The following is a 17,731-nucleotide window of genomic DNA, read 5'->3' on the forward strand; positions in this document are numbered from 1 at the left end:
TTTTCATCCAGCCAGCTTCGCCAAACCCGTCCGCAGCCGCGCCAGCACCTCGTCCGCCAGCTCCTGCGGCCACAGCACCTCGACTTCGGGCGCGTGGCGCAGCACGTCCATCACCAGCTCGCGCGGGTCGGCGTAGGGCAGGTCCAGCAGCCAGCGGCCCTCGGCGTCGAAGCGGCCGCGCTGGTCGGCGTGCCAGCGCTCGGCGGCTACCCAGCGCGCACGCTCGGCGCTGAAGCGCAGCCGCGCCCAGGTGACGTCGCGGCCGGCAAAGATGCCGTAGCCGGCGCCCAGCACGGCGTCGAGTTCTTCTTCCGGCACGTCGATGGCGGCGCGGTCCAGCACGCGCACCTGCTGCACGGCGTCGACGCTGAAGTGGCGCAGCGCCTCGCGCTGGTGGCACCAGGCGTCCAGGTACCAGTTGTCGCGGTAGTGCACCAGGCGCTGCGGCGACACCTCGCGCTCGCTGGTCTCGGCGCTGGTGCGGCTGCGGTAGCCGATCTGCAGCCGCTGGCGGCGCAGCAGCGCGGTGCCGATGGCCTGGAAGCCCGGCAGGTCGATGCGGCGCGCGCCGACGGTCTGCACGCGGATGCGCCGCGCCACGTCGCTGCGCGGCGGCGCGCCGGTGCCCAGCAGTTGCGACAGGCGCTTGCGCAGCGGCTCGATGTGCGGGCCCAGGAAGCCGCCTGCGTCGAGGTTGGACAGCAGGTGCTGCATCGTCAGCAACGCGTGGATCTCCTCGGCGCTGAACCACAGCCCGGGCAGCTCGTACTGGCCGTCGGGCCCCGCGGGCCGGCGCTGCAGCCGCCAGCCGCGGCGCTCGCGGTCCCATTCGACGGGCGTGTTCAGCCGGTCGCGCAGCAGCGCGATGTCGCGCTTGAGCGTGGAGGCCGACACCTCCAGCTCGCGCATCAGCCACTCGCGGCTCACGCAGCGGCCCGAGTCCAGCCACTGGCGGATCTTGTAATGGCGGTCGGTCTGTGCCACCTGCCCTCCCTGGCCGCGACGTCCGCGGCGCGCCCAATCTAGTGCAGGGCGCAGGAGATGGCTGCCCGGCAGCGCAGCAATCTGCCCTGCGGGCGGCGGACGGCACCGCGGATGAGGGGTCGCGGCGTCGTCAGCAGGCCGGAGCAACGAAAGGATCCGGACCTGGCCGAACAGGTCGCCCGCGTCGGGCGGCTGATCGACGGCTACCAGTCCTCGTACGGCATGGAACTGCTGGCCTCCGTCCACTGGGTCGCCACGCGCGAAGAGGGCGTCACGTCGTCCGATGACGCGCTGGCCGCCGTGCAGGCGTGGAACGACCGCAAGCGCCGCCTGATGAAGCGCGAGCATGTCGCCGCCGCATGGCAGCGCCTGCAGGACGAGGGCTGGCTGAAACCGCTCGCCGAAAGCCCGACGGCCGCACAAGCCATCTCGGCCTGAAGGCTGCGAGACCCCGCGCCGCTGGGTCCAGTCCCTCCGGGCCCGCCGGCCCCGCACCTCACCCGCGCCGCCGCCCTCCCGCCCGCTCCCGGTGCAGCCAGGTCAGGCCCGAGGACGTGCCCAGCGGTTTGCCGCCGCGCGCGGGCCGGTACTCGCAGCCGATCCAGCCGTCCCAGTGCCCCTGTGCGGCCAGCTCGTCGATGAGCTCGAAGAGGTACGGGTAGTGCACCTCGCCGCGGTCGGGCTCGTGGCGTTCGGGCACGCCGGCGATCTGCAGGTGGCCGACCTGTCCGCTGGGCAGCCAGCGGCGCAGCTGCATCGCCAGGTCGCCCTCGGTGATCTGGCAGTGGTACAGGTCCATCTGCACCTTCAGCGCCGGCGAGCCCAGGGCCTGCACCGCGTCGTGCGCGTCCTGCTGGCGGCTGAGGAAGTAGCCCGGCATGTCGCGCTGGTTGATGGGCTCGATCAGCAGGGTGCAGCCGGCAGCCGACGCGCGTGCCGCGGCCCACGCGAGGTTGTCGTGCCAGAGCGCCAGGCGTTCCTCGCGGCGCACGCCGGCGGGCAGCAGGCCCGACATCACGTGCACGCGGCGGCAGCCCAGCACCCGCGCACAGGCCAGCGCACGCTCGATGCCGTCGCGGAACTCGGCCTCGCGCCCGGGCAGGCTGGCCAGGCCGCGCTCGCCGCCGGCCCAGTCGCCGGGGGGCGCGTTGAACAGCACCTGCGTCAGGCCGTGCTCGTCGAGCAGGGCGCGCAGCGTCGCGGCGTCGTGCTCGTAGGGGAAGAGGTACTCCACGCCCTCGAAGCCGTCCTGCGCCGCGGCGCGGAAGCGCTCGAGGAAGGGCTGCTCGGGATACATCAGCGACAGGTTGGCGGCGAAGCGGGGCATGGTGGCGGCTGGTCGCGTAACGAGTGGGATGCGGTGGCGGGGCCGGCCGGCGGCCACCGCGGGCCGGCCCGGCCGGCGCAGGCCCGGGTCGTCCTGCGCGTCGGCCGGCCCCGGCGGTGTGCCGGGCGCGGGCTTACTTCGCTTCGCGCAGGCGTTCGACCTCGGCGGTCACCTCGCTCACCAGCGCCTCGCCGATGTCCTTGGCCAGCTTGGCCGAGACCGGCGCCAGGTGGCGGCGCATGCGCTCGATCTCGGCGGCGCTGACCTCGTTGACGAGGGTGCCGCGGGCCTTCAGCGAGGCGGTGGACTTGGCCTCCATCTCGCGCGAGACCTGGCGCTGGTAGGCCCGCGTCTCGACCGCGGCCTCGGTGAGCACGCGGCGTTCGGCGTCGTTGAGCCGCGCCCAGGCCTTGCCGCTGGCCAGCACGATGAGCGGGTTGTACTGGTGGCGCGTCAGCGAGAGGTACTTCTGCACCTCGTTGAACTTGTTGGCGTCGAACACCGCGGTGGGGTTCTCCTGGCCGTCGACGGCCCGGGTCTCCAGCGCGGAATAGACCTCGGTGAAGGCCATCGGCGTGGCGTTGGCGCCCAGGCCGTTGATGGTCTCGATGATCATCGGCGACTGCGACACGCGGATCTTCAGCCCCGCGAAGTCCTCCAGCCGGGCCACCGGACGGCGGCTGTTGCTGACGTTGCGGAAACCGTGGTCCCAGTACGCCAGGCCCACCAGGCCGGCCGGCGCCTGCGCCATCAGCTTCTGGCCGACGGGGCCGTCGAGCAGCGCGTCGGCCTCGGCGAAGCTGTTGAACAGGAAGGGCATGTCGAAGACCGCGAACGGCTTGGACAGGCCCACCATCAGGCCCGGCGGCATGGTCGTCATCTCGACGGTGCCGCCCTGCAGCGCCGAGATGGTCTGGATGTCGCCGCCCAGCGTGCCGCCGGGGAAGAGCCGGATCTGCATGCGCCCCTTGGACTTGGCCGCCACCAGCTCGGCGAAACGCACGGCGCCGGCGCCCATGTGGCTGTCCTTGGGCTGGACGAAGGCGAACTTGAACGACTGGTCGCGGATCTCCTGCGCGGCCGCGGGCAGCGCGGCGGCAGCGAGCAGAGGGGCGGCGATCAGGGCGCGGGCGAGCAGGCGTCGCAGGGTGTCGGGGGTCTGCATGGTGATGTCTCCGTTGTGTCGAGGGCCTTCTGGGGGCGGTGGGCCCGGCGCCGTGGCGGCGCCGGGGCGGCGTCGTGGCCGCGGGGTCAGGGCCGCAGTTCGCGGCGGAACATGTCCTCCTGGGCGCGGCGCACCTGCACGGCCTGCTTGCTGGCGTCGTAGTCGACGTCGTCCCAGCTCACGACCTCGCCGGCCGCGATGTCGCGCTTGAGCACCATGTTGTGCGCCAGGCCGATCGGCAGCGCGCGCCGGCGCAGCGAGGTGGCGGTGGGCATCAGCTTGCCGTAGACGGTGAAGCCGCCTTCGCCGTCGAGCTTCTCGCCGGCCCTGAGCGCACGCTTGGCGGTGGCGCCGACGTCGCCGCGCCACTGGCCGGTGGCGCCGGTGGCTTCCTGGCGCACGGCGATGCTGGCCACCGAGATGCCCAGCTCCAGGCCGATCAGGTGGTAGGGCTTGTACATGGCGGCGTAGCGGCCGCTGGCGTCGGTCTTCAAGCCGTACTGCTGGAAGCAGTCCTTCACGTAGGGGCTGGGCGCCTCGAAGACGGCGTACACGCCCCAGCGCAGGTCGCGGAACACCGGGCGGCCGTCGCGCTCGAGCGAGCTGACCACCTCGACCATGCCCTTCTTCGGCAGGATGCCGCCGTCGGCGGCCGGGCGCAGGACGTGCGGCAGGTCGTCCACGCCCACCGGCGGGAACACCAGGCCGTCCTCCGGCGGCGACAGCTCGCAGCCGTTGGCCACCGCGGCCATCTCCAGCGCCGACTTGGTGCCGTCGAGGAAGCTGTTGAACATCTGCGCGTTGAAGTCGCCGCCGGCGACCTGCGCCTCGCTGAAGCCGTAGTGGCCCCAGACCGTCTCGGGCGTGCTGGCGTGGTAGACCGGCAGGTACTTGGTGCCCTTGCCGGCGCACACGACCTCCATGCCGATGGTGCGCGCCCAGTCCACCAGCTCGGCGATCAGCGCCGGCTGGTCGCCCGAGGCCATGCTGTAGATGATGCCGGCCTCGGCCGCCCGGCGCGCCAGGTAGGGGCCGGCCAGCACGTCGGCCTCGACGTTGACCATGATGATGTGCTTGCGGTGCTCGCAGCACAGCAGCGCGTGGGCGATGCCGGCGGCGGGGCTGCCGGTGGCGTCGATGACGATGTCCACCGCGTCGCTGGCGATGACGGCGTGGGCGTCGTCGGTGATGAAGGTGCTGCCGTCCTTCTTCGCCTGGGCCAGCGAGGTGGCGGCGAAACGCGGCGCGTCCCAGCCGACGCGCGCCAGCGAGGCGCGGGCGCGGTCGGGCGAGAGGTCGACCACCGCGGTCAGGTGGATGCCCGGCGTGCGCGGCGCCTGCGACAGGTACATGGAGCCGAACTTGCCGGCGCCGATCACGGCGACGCGCACCGGCTGGCCGTTCTGCGCGCGGGTCTTGAGCTTGCGGATGAGGGACATGGACTCGGGGTCTCCGTCTGGGGGTTGGGAAGGAGCGCCGTGCGCTCCGGATCGGGCGAGCCGGCCTGCCGGCTCTCTGTCGGAAGCAGTCGAAACGGTGAACGAGCCGCGCGTGTGCGGGCCACTCGCCCGGCGGCGCCGGGCGGGTGTGGCGGGCTCGTTCACGGCCTGTCAGCCGTGGAGCCAGCGCAGCGGCACCAGGACCAGTTGCGGAAAGAAGACGAGCAGGAACATCACGGCCGTCTGCGCGGCCATGAACGGCAGGACGCCGCGCGTGACCTCGGTGATGTTCATGCGGCCGACGCCGGCCACCACGTTGAGCACGGTGCCCACCGGCGGCGTGATCAGGCCGATGGCGTTGTTCATGATGAACAGCACGCCGAAGTAGACCGGGTCGATGCCCGCGGCCTTCACCAGCGGCATCAGCACCGGGGTCATGATCAGGATGGTGGGCGTCATGTCCATCGCCATGCCCACCAGCATCACCAGCGCCATGATGGCCAGCAGCAGCAGCGTCGGGCTGTCCAGCAGCGGCTCGAGCAGGCTCACCACCTGGCTGGGCACGTCGGCCACCGTGATCAGCCAGGCGCTGACCATCGCCGCCGCGACCAGGAACATGATCACGGCGGTGGTGCGCGAGGCGCTGACGAAAACCTCGGTCAGCTGCTGCCAGCGCAGCTCGCGGTAGACCAGCGTGGACACCGCCAGTGCGTAGACCGCCGCCACCACGGCCGCCTCGGTGGGCGTGAACACGCCCATGCGCAGGCCGACCACGACGATCACCGGCAGCGCCAGGGCCCAGGTCGATTCGCGCAGCGCCTTCCAGCGTTCGGCCGCGGAGGCCGGCGGCGGCGGCTGCACCGCCTCGCGGCGCGAGATCCAGCCCCAGGTCAGCGCCAGCGCCAGGCCCATCATCAGGCCGGGCACGATGCCGGCGAGGAAGAGCTTGCCCACCGACACGTTGGCCGCGACGCCGAAGACGATGAAGCCGATGGACGGCGGGATGACCGGCGCGATGATGCCCGCCGAGGCGATGAGGCCGCCGGCGCGCGCCCGGTCGTGACCGGCGCGCACCATCATCGGCAGCAGCAGCGTGGCCAGCGCCGCGGTGTCGGCCACCGCCGAGCCCGACAGCGCGGCCATCAGGCAGGCGGCGACGATGGTCACGAAACCCAGGCCGCCGCGGCGGTGGCCCACCAGCGCCAGCGCGAGGTTGACGATGCGGCGCGACAGCCCGCCGACGTTCATGATCTCGCCGGCCAGCATGAAGAAGGGCACGGCCAGCAGCGGGAAGCTGTCGGCGCCGTTGATGACGTTCTGCGCCAGGATCTGGGCGTCGAACAGGTCGAGCTGCCACATCAGCGCCACGCCGCTGGCCAGCAGCGCGTAGGCGATGGGCGTGCCCAGGGCCATCACGGCCAGCAGCGAGCCGACGAAGAGAAACACGGTCATGGCCTGCTCCTCAGTGGCGCCAGGCGGCGCTGCGGTCCAGGTGCAGATCCTGGATCTGGGCCACGTCCTCGGACTCCTGCAGCGGCGCCAGCTCTTCGTCGCCGGCGCCGGTGAGGGTGCGCAGAGCCTGGCGCAGCAGCAGCCCCAGCACGAGCACGCCGAAGACCACGCCGGCGCCGTAGAACCAGGCCATCGACAGGCCGCTGACCGGCGCGCGCACCGGCCAGTTGATCGCCGCCTGCTGCCAGCTGCCCACCAGGAGCATCGCGGTGATGCCGATCATCAGCGCCTGGCTGAGCAGCAGGCAGGCGCGGCGCGCGCCGGGGCCCAGGCGCTCGACCAGAAGGTTGCTGCCCAGGTGGCCCCGGTTCTCGACGGCCACCACCGCACCGAGCATCGTCATCCAGACGAAGGCCCAGCGGGCCAGCTCCTCCGACACGGTGATGCTGGCGTCGAAGCCGTAGCGCATCACCACGTTGCCGAAGACCAGCACCACCATCAGTGCCAGCAGCGTGGCGCAGGCGAGGTCGAGCACCCGCATGCCCCTGCGTATCCAGAAAGCCATGTCTGTCTCCGATCTTGTCTCGTCGGTCACCTCTGCGGGTGCCGGCCCCGGCCGGTGTGGACGGGGCGAGGCCACGATAGCATCGGCATTCCTGCAAAAAAACCTGCAAATCAGCACACCGGTTGTGCAGAAACTCGCATGCCCGACTTCGACTGGAACGACCTGCGCGCCTTTCTGGCGATGGCCCGCACCGGGCGCCTGACGGTCGCCGCACGGCAGCTGGGCGTGGACCACAGCACGCTGAGCCGGCGCATCAGCGGCCTGGAGGCGGCGCTGGGCACGCCGCTGTTCGACCGCCGCCCGGCCGGCTTCGTGCCCACGCCCGAGGGCGAACGGCTGCTGCCCGACGCCGAGGCCATGGAGGCGACGGCGCTGCGCCTGACGGGGCGCCTGGCGGACGCCGGCCAGCAGCTCTCGGGCAGCGTGCGCGTGGGCTCGCCCGAGGGTTTCGGCACCTATTTCTTCGGGCCGCGCCTGGCGACGCTGGCCACGCGCCACCCGCAGCTCGAACTGGAGCTGGTGGCCATGCCGCGCAGCTTCAGCCTGTCCAAGCGCGAGGCCGACCTCGCCATCACGATGACGCGCCCGGCCCAGGGCCGGGTCTACGCGCACAAGCTGGTGGACTACGCGCTGGGCCTGTACGCCAGCCCGCAGTACCTGCAGGGCCGGCGGGCCATCCGCCAGCGCGAGGACCTCACCAGCCACCGCTGGATCGGCTACGTCGAGGAGCTGATGTGGACCGAGGAGCTGGACTATCTGCCCCAGGTGCAGCGCGGCCTGGTGCCGCAGCTGCGCATCTCCAACGTCATCAGCCAGATGATGGCGCTGGCCGGCGGCGCGGGCCTGGGCGTGCTGCCGCACTTCATGGCGCGCCAGCAGCCGGGCCTGGTGCAGGTGCTGGCGGACAAGGTGCGCCTGGTGCGCAGCTACTGGTGCGTGACGCACGAGGACACGCACGAGCTGGCCCGCGTGCGGCGTGTGGTCGAGTTCCTGGACGAGCAGGTCGCGGCGGCGGGCGAGGACTTCTGGCTCGACTGAAGCGGGTGTGGACGCCGCGCGTGGGGGCCGAGGCCCGGCAGCGCCGGCTCGCGCCGAGACACCGGCCGCCCGCCTCGAGGCGACTGCGTCACGCAGGAGGCAGGCTCGGCGTGATCTCGTCACGCCTCTTGACATAGGTCTAGTCACAAGCCTGGGCCGGCCCCGGGTCACCGTGTATCGTCCCGTCGAGTCCGATCCGCCCGTCCGTCTCGAATCCGATGAACCTCGCCCTGCCCCCCGGCCACCCGCTGCGTCTGTGCAGCGCCGCGCTGGAGATCGCACCGCTGCCGCCCGAGCGCCTGCTCGCCGCGGGCGGCGAGCCGACGGCGGCGTTCCTGGCGCCCAACGGCGAGTCCTGGGTCGGCATGGGCGCGGTGCGCTGGCTCACCGGCAAGCCGGGTGACGCGCACGCGCTGTGGGCCGGGCTGGCCGACGTCAGCCCCGACGCCCCGCCGCCCACCGCGCTGGGCGTGCTGCCGTTCTCGGCACGCGAGCATCCCGACGCGCTGTGGGCCGGCCTGCTGCCCGGCGGCGTGGTGCTGCCCGAGCGCCTGGTGGTGCAGCGCGGCGGCCGCGCCTGGCTGCGCCTGACGCTGCCGGCCGCCGAGGCCGACACGCTGCGCGCCCGGCTGACCTCGGTCGCGCGCGAGCTGGCGGCGCTGCCGGCGGCCGAGGCCGTGCCGCTGCCGGGCTTCGAGACCTTCGAGGACCGCGCCGCGGCGCGGCAGTACACCGCCGCCGTCGGCGACGCGGTGGCGCGCATCCGCGCCGGCGAGCTGGTCAAGGTGGTGCTGGCGCGCCGCGCCAGCATCGCGTTCGACGGCACGCCCACCGCCGCGGCGGTGCTGCGCCGGCTGTCGGCGCACCAGAGCGGCGCCGTGCGCTACGCCTGGTGCCGCGGCGGCAAGGCCTGGCTGGGCGCGACACCCGAGACGCTGCTGCGCCTGGACGGCCGCACGCTGCGCACCGAGGCGCTGGCCGGCACCCGCCCCGAGGCGCAGGCCGACGAGCTGCACGCCGACGCCAAGGAGCGCCACGAACACGCCGTCGTCGTCGACGCGGTGCGCGCCGCCATCGCGCCCTGGGTGCAGGCGCTGCCGCCGACGCGCCCGCCCGGCCTGCGCCGCACACGCGGCCTGGCCCACCTGCACACCCCGATCGAGGCCACGCTCAGCGCCGACACCGACGCGCTGGCGCTGGTGCACGCGCTGCACCCGACGCCGGCGGTCTGCGGCCTGCCCACCGCGCGTGCGGCACAGCTGCTGGCGTCGCTGGAAGGCCAGCCGCGCGGTCTGTACGCCGGGCCGGTGCTGCGCCTGTCGGCCGACGGCACGGCGCACGCCGTCGTCGGCCTGCGCGGCGCGGTGCTCAGCGGCCGGCTGGCCGTGCTGCCGGCCGGCGCCGGCATCGTCGAGGGCTCCGACGGCGACCGCGAACTCGCCGAGACATGCGCCAAACAAGGCAGCGTGCTCGACGCCTGGCGCGCCTTCGTCGCGGCATGAGTCCGCAAGGCTTGTCCGGGGCGCGTTCCCGCGGGGCGGGGCCGGCCGCAGGACCGGGGGTGCCCCGATGAGCGACCTGCACACCGCCTGGGCCCGGCTGTTCGCCGGCGCGCTGCGCGCCGCGGGCGTGGGCCACGCCGTCATCAGCCCCGGCTCGCGCTCGACGCCGCTGGCGCTGGCGCTGGCGCGCACGCTGCCGCACACGCTGCTGCACGACGAACGCGCGGCGGCCTTCTTCGCGCTCGGCCAGGCCCGCGCCAGCGGCCGCCCGGCGGTGGTGCTGGCCACCAGCGGCACCGCGCCCGGCCACTGGCTGCCGGCGGCGATGGAAGCGCGTGAAGCCGGCATCCCGCTGCTGCTGCTCAGCGCCGACCGGCCCTGGGAGGTGCAGGACGCGCAGGCCTCGCAGACGGTGGACCAGCAGCATCTGTTCGGCCGCCACGTGCGCGCCTTCTACGACCTGGGCGTGCCCGACGAGCACCCGGCCGCGCTGCGCGCGGTGCCGCGCATCGCCGCGCAGGCGGTGCTGGCCACGCAGTACCCGCTGGCCGGCGCGGTGCACGTCAACGCGCGGTTCCGCAAGCCGCTGGAGCCGCAGCCCGGCCCGGGCGACGAACCCTGGCGGCCGCTGGTCGAGCGCCTGGCACGCGACGGCGCGCCGCGCCTGCTGCCGCCGGCGGCGCAGCCCTCGCCCGAGGCGGTGGCGCTGCTCGTCGAGCGGGTGCGCGCGACGCCGCAGGGTGTCATCGTCGCCGGCCCGCTGCCCGCGCCCGACGCGCCGGCGCTGCGCCGCGCGGTGGCGCGTTTCGTCGCCGCCAGCGGCTACGTGCTGCTGGCCGAGGCGACGAGCCAGCTGCGGTTCGGCCTGCCCGACACGGTGCTGCCGCGCTGCCTGGGGGCCTTCGACGCGCTGCTGCGCTCGCGCCCGGTGCGCGCGGCGCTGGCGCCGGCGCTGGCGCTGGAGATCGGCGCGCCGGCGGTGTCGGCGCAGTGGCTGGCGCTGGTGTCGGGGGCCGACGCGCCCGAGCGCATCGTGCTGCCCGGTGAACGCCCGGCCGACCCGGCCGGCGGTGCCGCGGCGATGCTGCTCGGCCCGGTGGCCGCGCTGCTGGATGCCGCCGCCGAGCGGCTGGAGGCCGAGCCCCGCACGGCGGCCGGGCAGCAGGCCGCGAGCTTCTACGCCCAGCGCTGGCAGTTCGCCGAGGCCGGGGCCTGGGCGGCCCGCGAGGACGCGGCCGACGGCGGCGACGACGGCCCGCTGCACGAGCACCAGATCCCGGCGCTGCTGCGCGCCGCGCTGCCGGCCGGCGCGACGCTGATGGTCGGCAACAGCAACCCGGTGCGCGACCTCGACCACGACCTGCGCCCCGACACGCAGCCGCTGGCCATGCTGCACCAGCGCGGCGCCGCCGGCATCGACGGGCTGGTGGCCGGTGCCGCCGGCGCCCGGCGTGTGCTCGACGGCCCGCTGGCGCTGCTGCTGGGCGACGTCTCGCTGCTGCACGACGCCGGCGGCCTGGCCGCGGCGGCCGCGGTGCGCGGGCCGCTGGCCATCGTCGCGGTGCACAACGACGGCGGGCGGATCTTCGAGCGCCTGCCGATCGGGCGAGACCCGGCGCTGGCCGACGACTGCGACACGCTGTTCGTCGCCGGCCACGGCCGCGGCTTCGAGGGCCTGGCCGCCACCTGGGACCTGGGCTACGCACGCGTGGCCACGCCGGCCGCGCTGCGAGACGCGCTGGCCGCGGCGCTGGCCGCCGACCGGCCGGTGCTGATCGAGGCCCGTGTCGCCGACGGCGGCAGCGCCACGCGCGCCGCGCTGCTGGCGGCGATGGCCGACGCCGGCGCCGCCGCGGTGGCGATGTCGTGAACGCCGGCCCCGGCACCCGCCACGCCGCACGCGGCGACGGGCCGCCGCTGGTGCTGCTGCACGGGTTTCTCGGCCACCCCGGCGCCTGGGACGGTGTGCTCGCCGCGCTGCCGTCGCACGGCGAGGCCTGGTGCCCCTGGCTGCCCGGCCACGGGCCGGCGGCGGCCACGCCGGCCACCTGGGCCGAGGCGGTGGACACGATCGCCGCCACGCTGCCGGCCGGCGCGCTGCTGGCCGGTTATTCGATGGGCGCGCGGCTGGCGCTGGGCGCGGCGCTGGCGCGGCCCGGCCGGGTGCGCGCGGTGCTGCTCGTCGGCGGCCATGTCGGCCTGGCCGGCGAGGCCGAACGCGCCGAACGTGCGGCGCAGGACGCGGGGCGTGCCGCCGCGCTGCGGCGCGACGGCCTCGCGGCATTCGTCGACGCCTGGGAGGCGATGCCGCTGTTCGCCAGCCAGCAGGCGCTGCCGGCCGAGGCGCAGGCGGCCCAGCGTGCCGCCCGGCTGGCGCACGACGCCGAAGGGCTGACCTGGGCCTTCGAGGTCGCGGGGCTGGCGTGCATGCCCGACTACCGTGCCGCGGTCGCCACGACCGGGCAGCGGCTGCACTGGCTGACCGGCGCCGAGGACCCACGCTTCGACACGCTGGCCGCCGGGCTGGCACGGCCACCGCAGGTCACGCACGAGCGTGTGGCCGGCGCCGGCCACAACCTGCTGCTGGAGGCGCCGCAGGCCGTGGCGGCGGCGCTGGCGAGGCTGGCTGCATGAGCGCCGGGGCTCTGGCCCGTCTGGCAGAACCGGCCGCAAGCCGGAGGGTGCCAAGGTGAGCGCCGCCCCGCTGCGGCTGACGCTGGGCGCCCCGCAGCGCGTCGTCTGCGGCACGGTCGTCGTGCGCGGCACGGCGCGGCCGCGTGTCGCGCTGCGCGTCGCGCTGACGGCCGGCGCGCTGGCCGGCCACGGCGAGGCGCTGCCGCTGGCGGGGTTCAGCCCCGACGACGCGGACAGCGTCGAGGACACGCTGGCCGCACTCGCCGGCAGCGAGCTCGCACTGCCGGCCGCCGGCACGCCGGCGGCGCGGCTGGACGCCGCGCTGGCGCCGCACGCGGCCCGGCTGGCGCGCACGCCGTCGGCCCGCTTCGCGCTGGAATGCGCGCTGCTGGACGCCGCGTCGCAGGCCGAAGGCCGCAGCGCCGCCGAATGGCTGGCCGGCGGCCGTGCGCTGCAGCCGGTGCCGGTGAGCGTGCTGCTGCCCGACGACGAACGCGCGCCAGCCGTCGCCGCGGCCGCCGCGGCGCGAGGCCACCGCGTGCTGAAGCTGAAGATCACGATCCCCGGCCGCAGCGACGCCGACGAAGACCGGCGGCTGGCCGCAGTGCGCGCCGCAGCCGACGCCGCCGCCGGCCCCGGCACCGTGGCGCTGCGGCTGGACGCCAACGGCGCGCTGGCCCCGGCCGACGCGCCGGCCCGGCTGGCGGCGTTGGCGCAGCACGGCGTCGAGCTGGTCGAGGAGCCCTGCCGGGGCATCCCGCCGCCGCTGCCGCTGCCCTGGGCCGCCGACGAGTCGCTGGCCGACCCGGCGCGCGTGGCCGCGCTGCTGGCGCTGCCGCCCGGGCGCCGGCCCGCCGCCTGGGTGCTCAAGCCGGCGCTGCTGGGCCTGGCACGCTGCCTGACGCTGGCCGACGCGGCGGCCGCGGCCGGCATCGGCCTGATCGTCACGCACGCCTTCGACGGCGACACCGGCTTCGCCACGGCCTGCGCGCTGGCGCAGGCGCTGCCGCTGCCGCCGCTGCCCTGCGGCCTGGCGCCGCACGCCGGGCTCGGCCGGGCCTGGCCCGACCTGCCGGAGCTGCCCGTCCGCGACGGCACGGGCCTGCTCTAGGGCGGCCGGGGTGGCAAGCGCCGCCGGGACAGGAAAGACGCGAGACCTGACCCCAAGCGATGAAACGTATACGTTTCGTATACTGACTGCATGGGAATCGTCAAAATCTCCGAGCCGATGCACGAGAGCCTGCGCATCGCCGCCGGCGCGCTGTCGCGCTCGATCAACGCGCAGGCCGAACACTGGATGCGCATCGGCATGCTCGCCGAGCTGCACCCCGACCTGCCGCACGGCGAGCTGTGCCGGATGCTGGTGCGCGCCGAGCTGGCCGGCGGGCTGGACCTGGCCCGGGTGGCCGCGGCGCCCGAAGCGAGGGTGCAATGAGGGGCCCGATCCCGCGCCGCAGCCCGGCCGAAGTCGCGAAGGCGCGTGCCGCCGGCCAGATGGCCGCGTCGGTGCTGGCGATGATCGCGCCGCACGTGCGTGCCGGCGTCAGCACCGAGGAACTCGACACGCTGTGCCACGACTACATCGTCGGCACGCTGAAGGCGGTGCCGGCCAACGTCGGCTACCACGGCTTCCCGAAGACGGTCTGCGCGTCGGTGAACGAGGTCGTCTGCCACGGCATCCCGTCGCCGGCCACGGTGCTGGCCGACGGCGACATCGTCAACATCGACGTCGCCGTGATCCACGACGGCTGGTACGGCGACTGCAGCCGCATGTACTGCGTCGGCGAGGTCTCGCCGCTGGCGCGGCGGCTGGTGGACACCACCTACGAGGCGATGCGCGCCGGCATCCGCCGCGTGCGCCCGGGCGCGACGCTGGGTGACGTCGGCCACGCGATCCAGACGGTCGCGCGGCGCGAGGGTTTCGGCGTCGTGCGCGAGTACGGCGGCCACGGCATCGGCACCGTCTACCACGGCGAGCCGCACGTCGCGCACTACGGCCAGCGCGGCCAGGGGCTGCGGCTGGCCGAGGGCATGATCTTCACGATCGAGCCGATGCTCAACGCCGGCAGCGCCGCGATCCGCGACGCCGGCGACGGCTGGACCGTCGTCACGCGCGACGGCTCGCTGTCGGCGCAGTGGGAGCACATGGTGGCCGTCACGCGCGACGGCTGCGAGGTGCTGACGCCCTGGCCCGACGGCCTGGGCGGCTACGCGCCGATCTAGACACGAACGCGCCGCCCGAGAGGCGCGCCGCGCCCGACCTCACTGCTTGAGCACCCAGGCGATGACGGTCTTCAAGTCGGCGTCGGAAATCTGCTGCGGCGTGTGCGGAATCATCGGCACCGGCCCCCAGACGCCGCCGCCGCCCTTGCGCACCTTGTCGAAGAGCTGGGCCTCGACCTTCTTGCCCTTGTACTTGGCCGCGATCTCCTTGTAGGACGGGCCGACGACCTTCTTGTCGACCTGGTGGCACATCAGGCAGCCGGACTTCTTGACGATGTCCTCGGGCGCGGCCTGGGCGCCGGCGGACAGGAGGGCGAGGCCGAGTGCGGCCAGCAGGGGCTTGATCATCTGGAAGGTTCCTGTTCCGGCCCGCGGCGTCTGCTCGCCCGACGGGCTCGATGCAAATGGGAACGCTTATCGTATTCAGTCTAGACGGCTTGGCTTTGATCAAGAACAGGCCGGCCTGCGCAGCCGGCTCAGTGCGAAGTGCCCTCCGAGCGCGTGATCTTGTTCCAGACGTTGTACTTGCCGACCGGCTTGCTCATCGGCAGGCGCTTCACCTCCTTCAGCGTCTTCGCGTCGTAGACGACGAGCGCGCCGTCCAGCTCCCAGACGCTGGCCAGCGCGTAGCGGCCGTCCTTCGTGAACTCGATGTGCGCCAGCGTGCGGCCGGGCTCGCGGATCGTCGCCACCGGCGAGAGCGTCGCCTTGTCGATCAGCGTCAGCGTGTCCTTGGCCGTCGGGCTCATCATCGAGTCGGCCCAGGCATAGGGCGTGGCCTCGTGGCTGCGCATGAAGAAGCCCGGGCCCGGCGTGGGGATGGTCTTCACCGGCTTCCAGGTCTTCATGTCGATGACGTCGATCGCGCCGCCCTTCAGGTTGGGGCTGGCAAGCACCGTCGTGCCGTTCCACGCGAAGGTGATGCCCGAGCCCAGGTGCGGCATGCCGGCGATCGGCAGGTCGGCCACCTTGCGCCGGATGTCGAGGTTGACGACCTGCGCGCTGGCGCCCTGCCCGTCGGCCTTGGGCCGCGTCGCGCCGAGCACGTGGCGGTAGCCCTGGTCGAAGAAGAAGTCGTCCAGCGGCTCGTCGAGCACGGTGCGGCGCGGGTTCTGGAAGCCCGGCGTGGCGATCGCCTCGCCCATCTTGTAGTCGTGCACCAGGCCGTCGTGGATGGGCTCGGCCTTCGGGTCGTAGCTGATCTCCCAGACCTCGGGGATGTCCTTCATCGCGACGACGAAGCTCTTGCGCGGCGCGGCGTCGTACACGGCCGAGACCCGTGACGCCTGCTTGCCGTCCAGCGTCTGCGCGGCGATCGTCTTCACGAGCTTCAGGTCGGCGTCGAACAGCGCCACCGTCTTGGGCAGGTAGTTGGCCGCCATCACCCAGCGGCCGTCGCCGCTGACGGCGATGTTGCGCATGTTGAGCCCGGCACGCACCTCGGCGACCACCGTCAGGTTCCAGAGGTCGTACTTGGTGATCCAGCCGTCGCGGCTGCCGAAATAGACGTAGCGTCCGTCGGGCGTGAACTTCGGGCCGCCGTGCAGCGCGTAGCGGCTGGCGAAGCGGTGGATGAGCTCGAAGCGGTCGCCGTCGACCAGCGAGACGTGGTGGTCGCCGCCTTCGACGACGACGAAGAGGTTCATCGGGTCGGCACGCCACACCGGCTTGGCCGGCAGCTTCGCGGCGCCCGGCGTCTCTTCGCGCGAGGCGCGGATGTCGGCCTCGCTCCAAGCCGGCGCCGGGTTCACCGGCTGGTAGACCCAGGCGGCCAGCGCGTCGATCTCGGCGGCGCTCAGCGTGGCGGCAAAACCCGCCATCTGCGTCGCCGGGCGGCCCTGGGCGATGACCTTGCGCGCTTCGGCCGGGCGCAGGCGCTCCAGGCTCTCGGGCAGCAGCGCCGGGCCCATGGCGCCGGTGCGCTGGGCGCCGTGGCAGGCGGCGCAGTGCGTCGTGTACAGCGCCGGGGCGGCCGGTTCGGCCACCGGCTGTGCCAGCGCGACGTCCCAGCCGGCCCAGACGACGGCCGCGGCCTGCACCAGCTTCAGCGTGCGCTTACGCATGTTCGTTCTCCCGACGGCCGAAGGGCGCCAGCGCGACGCGCGCCGCGTCGGCACCGGCGGCCAGGCCGATCTCCTCGTCGTCGAGATAGCAGCCCGGGTCTTCGGCCCAGGCGTCGCCGGTGAGCTGCTGGGCACGCACACGCGTGTTGCCGCCGCAGATCACGCAGTGGCGGCAGCCGGCGCAGCGGCCGCCGACCGGGCGCGGGTGCGCCTTCAGGCCGGCCATCAGCGGGTCGCTGGTGTCGCTCCAGATCGCCGAGAACGGCCGCTCGCGCACGTTGCCCAGCGTGTGGTGCCACCACATCGTGTCGGGGTGCACGTTGCCGAGGTTGTCGATGTTGGCGACGTTGACGCCGCTGGAGTTGCCGCCCCAGGCGATGAGGCGCTCGCGCAGCGCCTCGGCCCACTCGGGCCAGCGCGCGGCCACCCACTGCAGCAGGAAGGGGCCGTCGGCGTCGTTGTTGCCGGTGACGTAGTCCTCGTCGCGGCCTTCCTGCACGCTCTGCCAGGCGCGTTCGAACAGCAGCGCCATCGCCTGGCGCGTGGCGGCGAACTGCGAGTCCTTGCCGCGGTGGATGTTGCCGCGGCCGGCGTAGTTCAGGTGCGAGAAGTAGAACTTGTCGACCTGCTCCTCGCGCATCAGCGCCAGCAGCGCCGGCAGGTCCTGCTGGTTCAGCGCCGTCATCGTGAAGCGCAGGCCGACCTTGACGCCGCGTGCACGCAGCAGGCGCACCGCGGCCAGGCTGCGGTCGAAGGCGCCGTCCAGGCGGCGGAACTTGTCGTGCGTGGCTTTGAGCCCGTCCAGGCTGATGCCGACGTAGTCGAAGCCGGTGGCGGCGATGCGGTCGGCTGTAGGCAAGTCGATCAGCGTGCCGTTGGTCGACAGGCCGGTGTAGAAGCGCATGGCCTTGGCGCGCTCGGCGATCTCGAACAGGTCCGGGCGCATCAGCGGCTCGCCGCCGGAGAGGATCAGCACCGGCACCTGATAAGCCTTCAGGTCGTCCATCACCGTGCCGACTTCGGCGTTGGACAGCTCGCCGGCGTAGTCGTGGTCGGCCGACAGCGCGTAGCAGTGTTTGCAGGTCAGGTTGCAGCGCCGGATCAGGTTCCAGATGACGACCGGCCCCGAGGGGCGCGGCGTGCGCACCGCCGGCCAGGCGCCGGTGCGGATCGCGGCATCGAGTTCACGCAGGTACTGGCTGATGCGGAACATGGTGTTAGGGCCTTCTCGATTGCTCCCTCTCCCGCCTGCGGGAGAGGGTGGGGGTGAGGGCTCGCGGCGCACCACCACCCTCACCCCGGCCCTCTCCCGCACGCGGGAGAGGGGGCAAGGCAGAGC

Annotated in this window: 17 protein-coding genes; 8 read left to right on the plus strand and 9 right to left on the minus strand. The window is 73.9% G+C overall.

Annotation, left to right across the window (positions count from 1 at the left end; translation table 11 throughout):
* Positions 1–3: 3 nt before the first annotated feature.
* Positions 4–984 carry a YafY family protein gene (locus G5B56_RS09105; protein WP_164962979.1) on the minus strand — a complete coding sequence of 327 codons (981 nt, stop codon included), beginning with the start codon at positions 982–984 and terminating at the stop codon, positions 4–6.
* Between the two features lie 57 nt (positions 985–1,041).
* Between G5B56_RS09105 and G5B56_RS09110 the strand changes: the two genes are divergently transcribed.
* Positions 1,042–1,422, plus strand: a complete 381-nt coding sequence (locus G5B56_RS09110; RefSeq protein WP_206023506.1) for a hypothetical protein — start codon at positions 1,042–1,044, stop codon at positions 1,420–1,422.
* 58 nt (positions 1,423–1,480) lie between these two features.
* On the opposite strand, the gene otnI is transcribed toward G5B56_RS09110, so the two are convergent.
* The 5 genes from otnI to G5B56_RS09135 all read right to left on the minus strand — a co-directional run bounded on the left by otnI (position 1,481) and on the right by G5B56_RS09135 (position 6,932).
* A complete protein-coding gene (otnI, locus tag G5B56_RS09115; protein ID WP_164962980.1) occupies positions 1,481–2,311 on the minus strand; it encodes a 2-oxo-tetronate isomerase in 831 nt (276 codons plus the stop codon).
* A gap of 133 nt (positions 2,312–2,444) precedes the next feature.
* Complete coding sequence (locus tag G5B56_RS09120) at positions 2,445–3,476, minus strand: TRAP transporter substrate-binding protein (RefSeq protein ID WP_164962981.1); 1,032 nt, start codon at positions 3,474–3,476, stop codon at positions 2,445–2,447.
* A gap of 86 nt (positions 3,477–3,562) precedes the next feature.
* Complete coding sequence (locus G5B56_RS09125; RefSeq protein ID WP_164962982.1) at positions 3,563–4,915, minus strand: NAD(P)H-dependent oxidoreductase; 1,353 nt, start codon at positions 4,913–4,915, stop codon at positions 3,563–3,565.
* A gap of 171 nt (positions 4,916–5,086) precedes the next feature.
* Positions 5,087–6,367 (minus strand): TRAP transporter large permease, encoded by a 1,281-nt coding sequence (locus G5B56_RS09130; protein ID WP_009856775.1) that lies wholly within the window; start codon positions 6,365–6,367, stop codon positions 5,087–5,089.
* A 10-nt stretch (positions 6,368–6,377) separates the two neighbouring features.
* Positions 6,378–6,932, minus strand: coding sequence for a TRAP transporter small permease (locus tag G5B56_RS09135; protein WP_230765323.1), 555 nt, complete (start codon positions 6,930–6,932; stop codon positions 6,378–6,380).
* A gap of 138 nt (positions 6,933–7,070) precedes the next feature.
* On the opposite strand from G5B56_RS09135, the gene G5B56_RS09140 reads away from it, so the two are divergent.
* The 7 genes from G5B56_RS09140 (at position 7,071) to map (ending at position 14,329) form a co-directional block, all read left to right on the plus strand.
* Complete coding sequence (locus tag G5B56_RS09140) at positions 7,071–7,970, plus strand: LysR family transcriptional regulator (RefSeq protein ID WP_164962983.1); 900 nt, start codon at positions 7,071–7,073, stop codon at positions 7,968–7,970.
* Between the two features lie 218 nt (positions 7,971–8,188).
* The gene (locus tag G5B56_RS09145) at positions 8,189–9,472 is read left to right on the plus strand and encodes an isochorismate synthase MenF (protein WP_164962984.1); all 1,284 of its coding nucleotides are present in this window, start codon (positions 8,189–8,191) and stop codon (positions 9,470–9,472) included.
* Positions 9,473–9,539: 67 nt separating this feature from the next.
* On the plus strand, positions 9,540–11,342 hold the full coding sequence (gene menD, locus G5B56_RS09150) for a 2-succinyl-5-enolpyruvyl-6-hydroxy-3-cyclohexene-1-carboxylic-acid synthase (RefSeq protein WP_164962985.1): 1,803 nt from the start codon (positions 9,540–9,542) through the stop codon (positions 11,340–11,342).
* Positions 11,339–12,106, plus strand: coding sequence for an alpha/beta fold hydrolase (locus G5B56_RS09155; protein ID WP_164962986.1), 768 nt, complete (start codon positions 11,339–11,341; stop codon positions 12,104–12,106). Before menD ends, G5B56_RS09155 begins: the two co-directional genes overlap by 4 nt.
* Positions 12,107–12,161: 55 nt before the next feature.
* Complete coding sequence (locus tag G5B56_RS09160; protein WP_164962987.1) at positions 12,162–13,217, plus strand: enolase C-terminal domain-like protein; 1,056 nt, start codon at positions 12,162–12,164, stop codon at positions 13,215–13,217.
* 90 nt (positions 13,218–13,307) lie between these two features.
* Positions 13,308–13,541 carry a ParD-like family protein gene (locus tag G5B56_RS09165; RefSeq protein WP_164962988.1) on the plus strand — a complete coding sequence of 78 codons (234 nt, stop codon included), beginning with the start codon at positions 13,308–13,310 and terminating at the stop codon, positions 13,539–13,541.
* Complete coding sequence (gene map, locus G5B56_RS09170) at positions 13,538–14,329, plus strand: type I methionyl aminopeptidase (protein ID WP_164962989.1); 792 nt, start codon at positions 13,538–13,540, stop codon at positions 14,327–14,329. The genes G5B56_RS09165 and map overlap by 4 nt, the downstream gene beginning before the upstream one ends.
* A gap of 39 nt (positions 14,330–14,368) precedes the next feature.
* On the opposite strand, the gene G5B56_RS09175 is transcribed toward map, so the two are convergent.
* The 3 genes from G5B56_RS09175 to nirJ form a co-directional block, all read right to left on the minus strand.
* Positions 14,369–14,677 carry a c-type cytochrome gene (locus G5B56_RS09175; protein ID WP_164962990.1) on the minus strand — a complete coding sequence of 103 codons (309 nt, stop codon included), beginning with the start codon at positions 14,675–14,677 and terminating at the stop codon, positions 14,369–14,371.
* A 128-nt stretch (positions 14,678–14,805) separates the two neighbouring features.
* Positions 14,806–16,392 (minus strand): nitrite reductase, encoded by a 1,587-nt coding sequence (locus tag G5B56_RS09180; protein ID WP_164962991.1) that lies wholly within the window; start codon positions 16,390–16,392, stop codon positions 14,806–14,808.
* On the minus strand, positions 16,385–17,605 hold the full coding sequence (gene nirJ / locus G5B56_RS09185) for a heme d1 biosynthesis radical SAM protein NirJ (RefSeq protein ID WP_164962992.1): 1,221 nt from the start codon (positions 17,603–17,605) through the stop codon (positions 16,385–16,387). Before nirJ ends, G5B56_RS09180 begins: the two co-directional genes overlap by 8 nt.
* Positions 17,606–17,731: the final 126 nt, after the last annotated feature.

The sequence above is a fragment of the Rubrivivax sp. JA1026 genome (genome assembly GCF_011065555.1).
Taxonomy (GTDB): Bacteria; Pseudomonadota; Gammaproteobacteria; order Burkholderiales; family Burkholderiaceae_C; genus Rubrivivax; species Rubrivivax benzoatilyticus.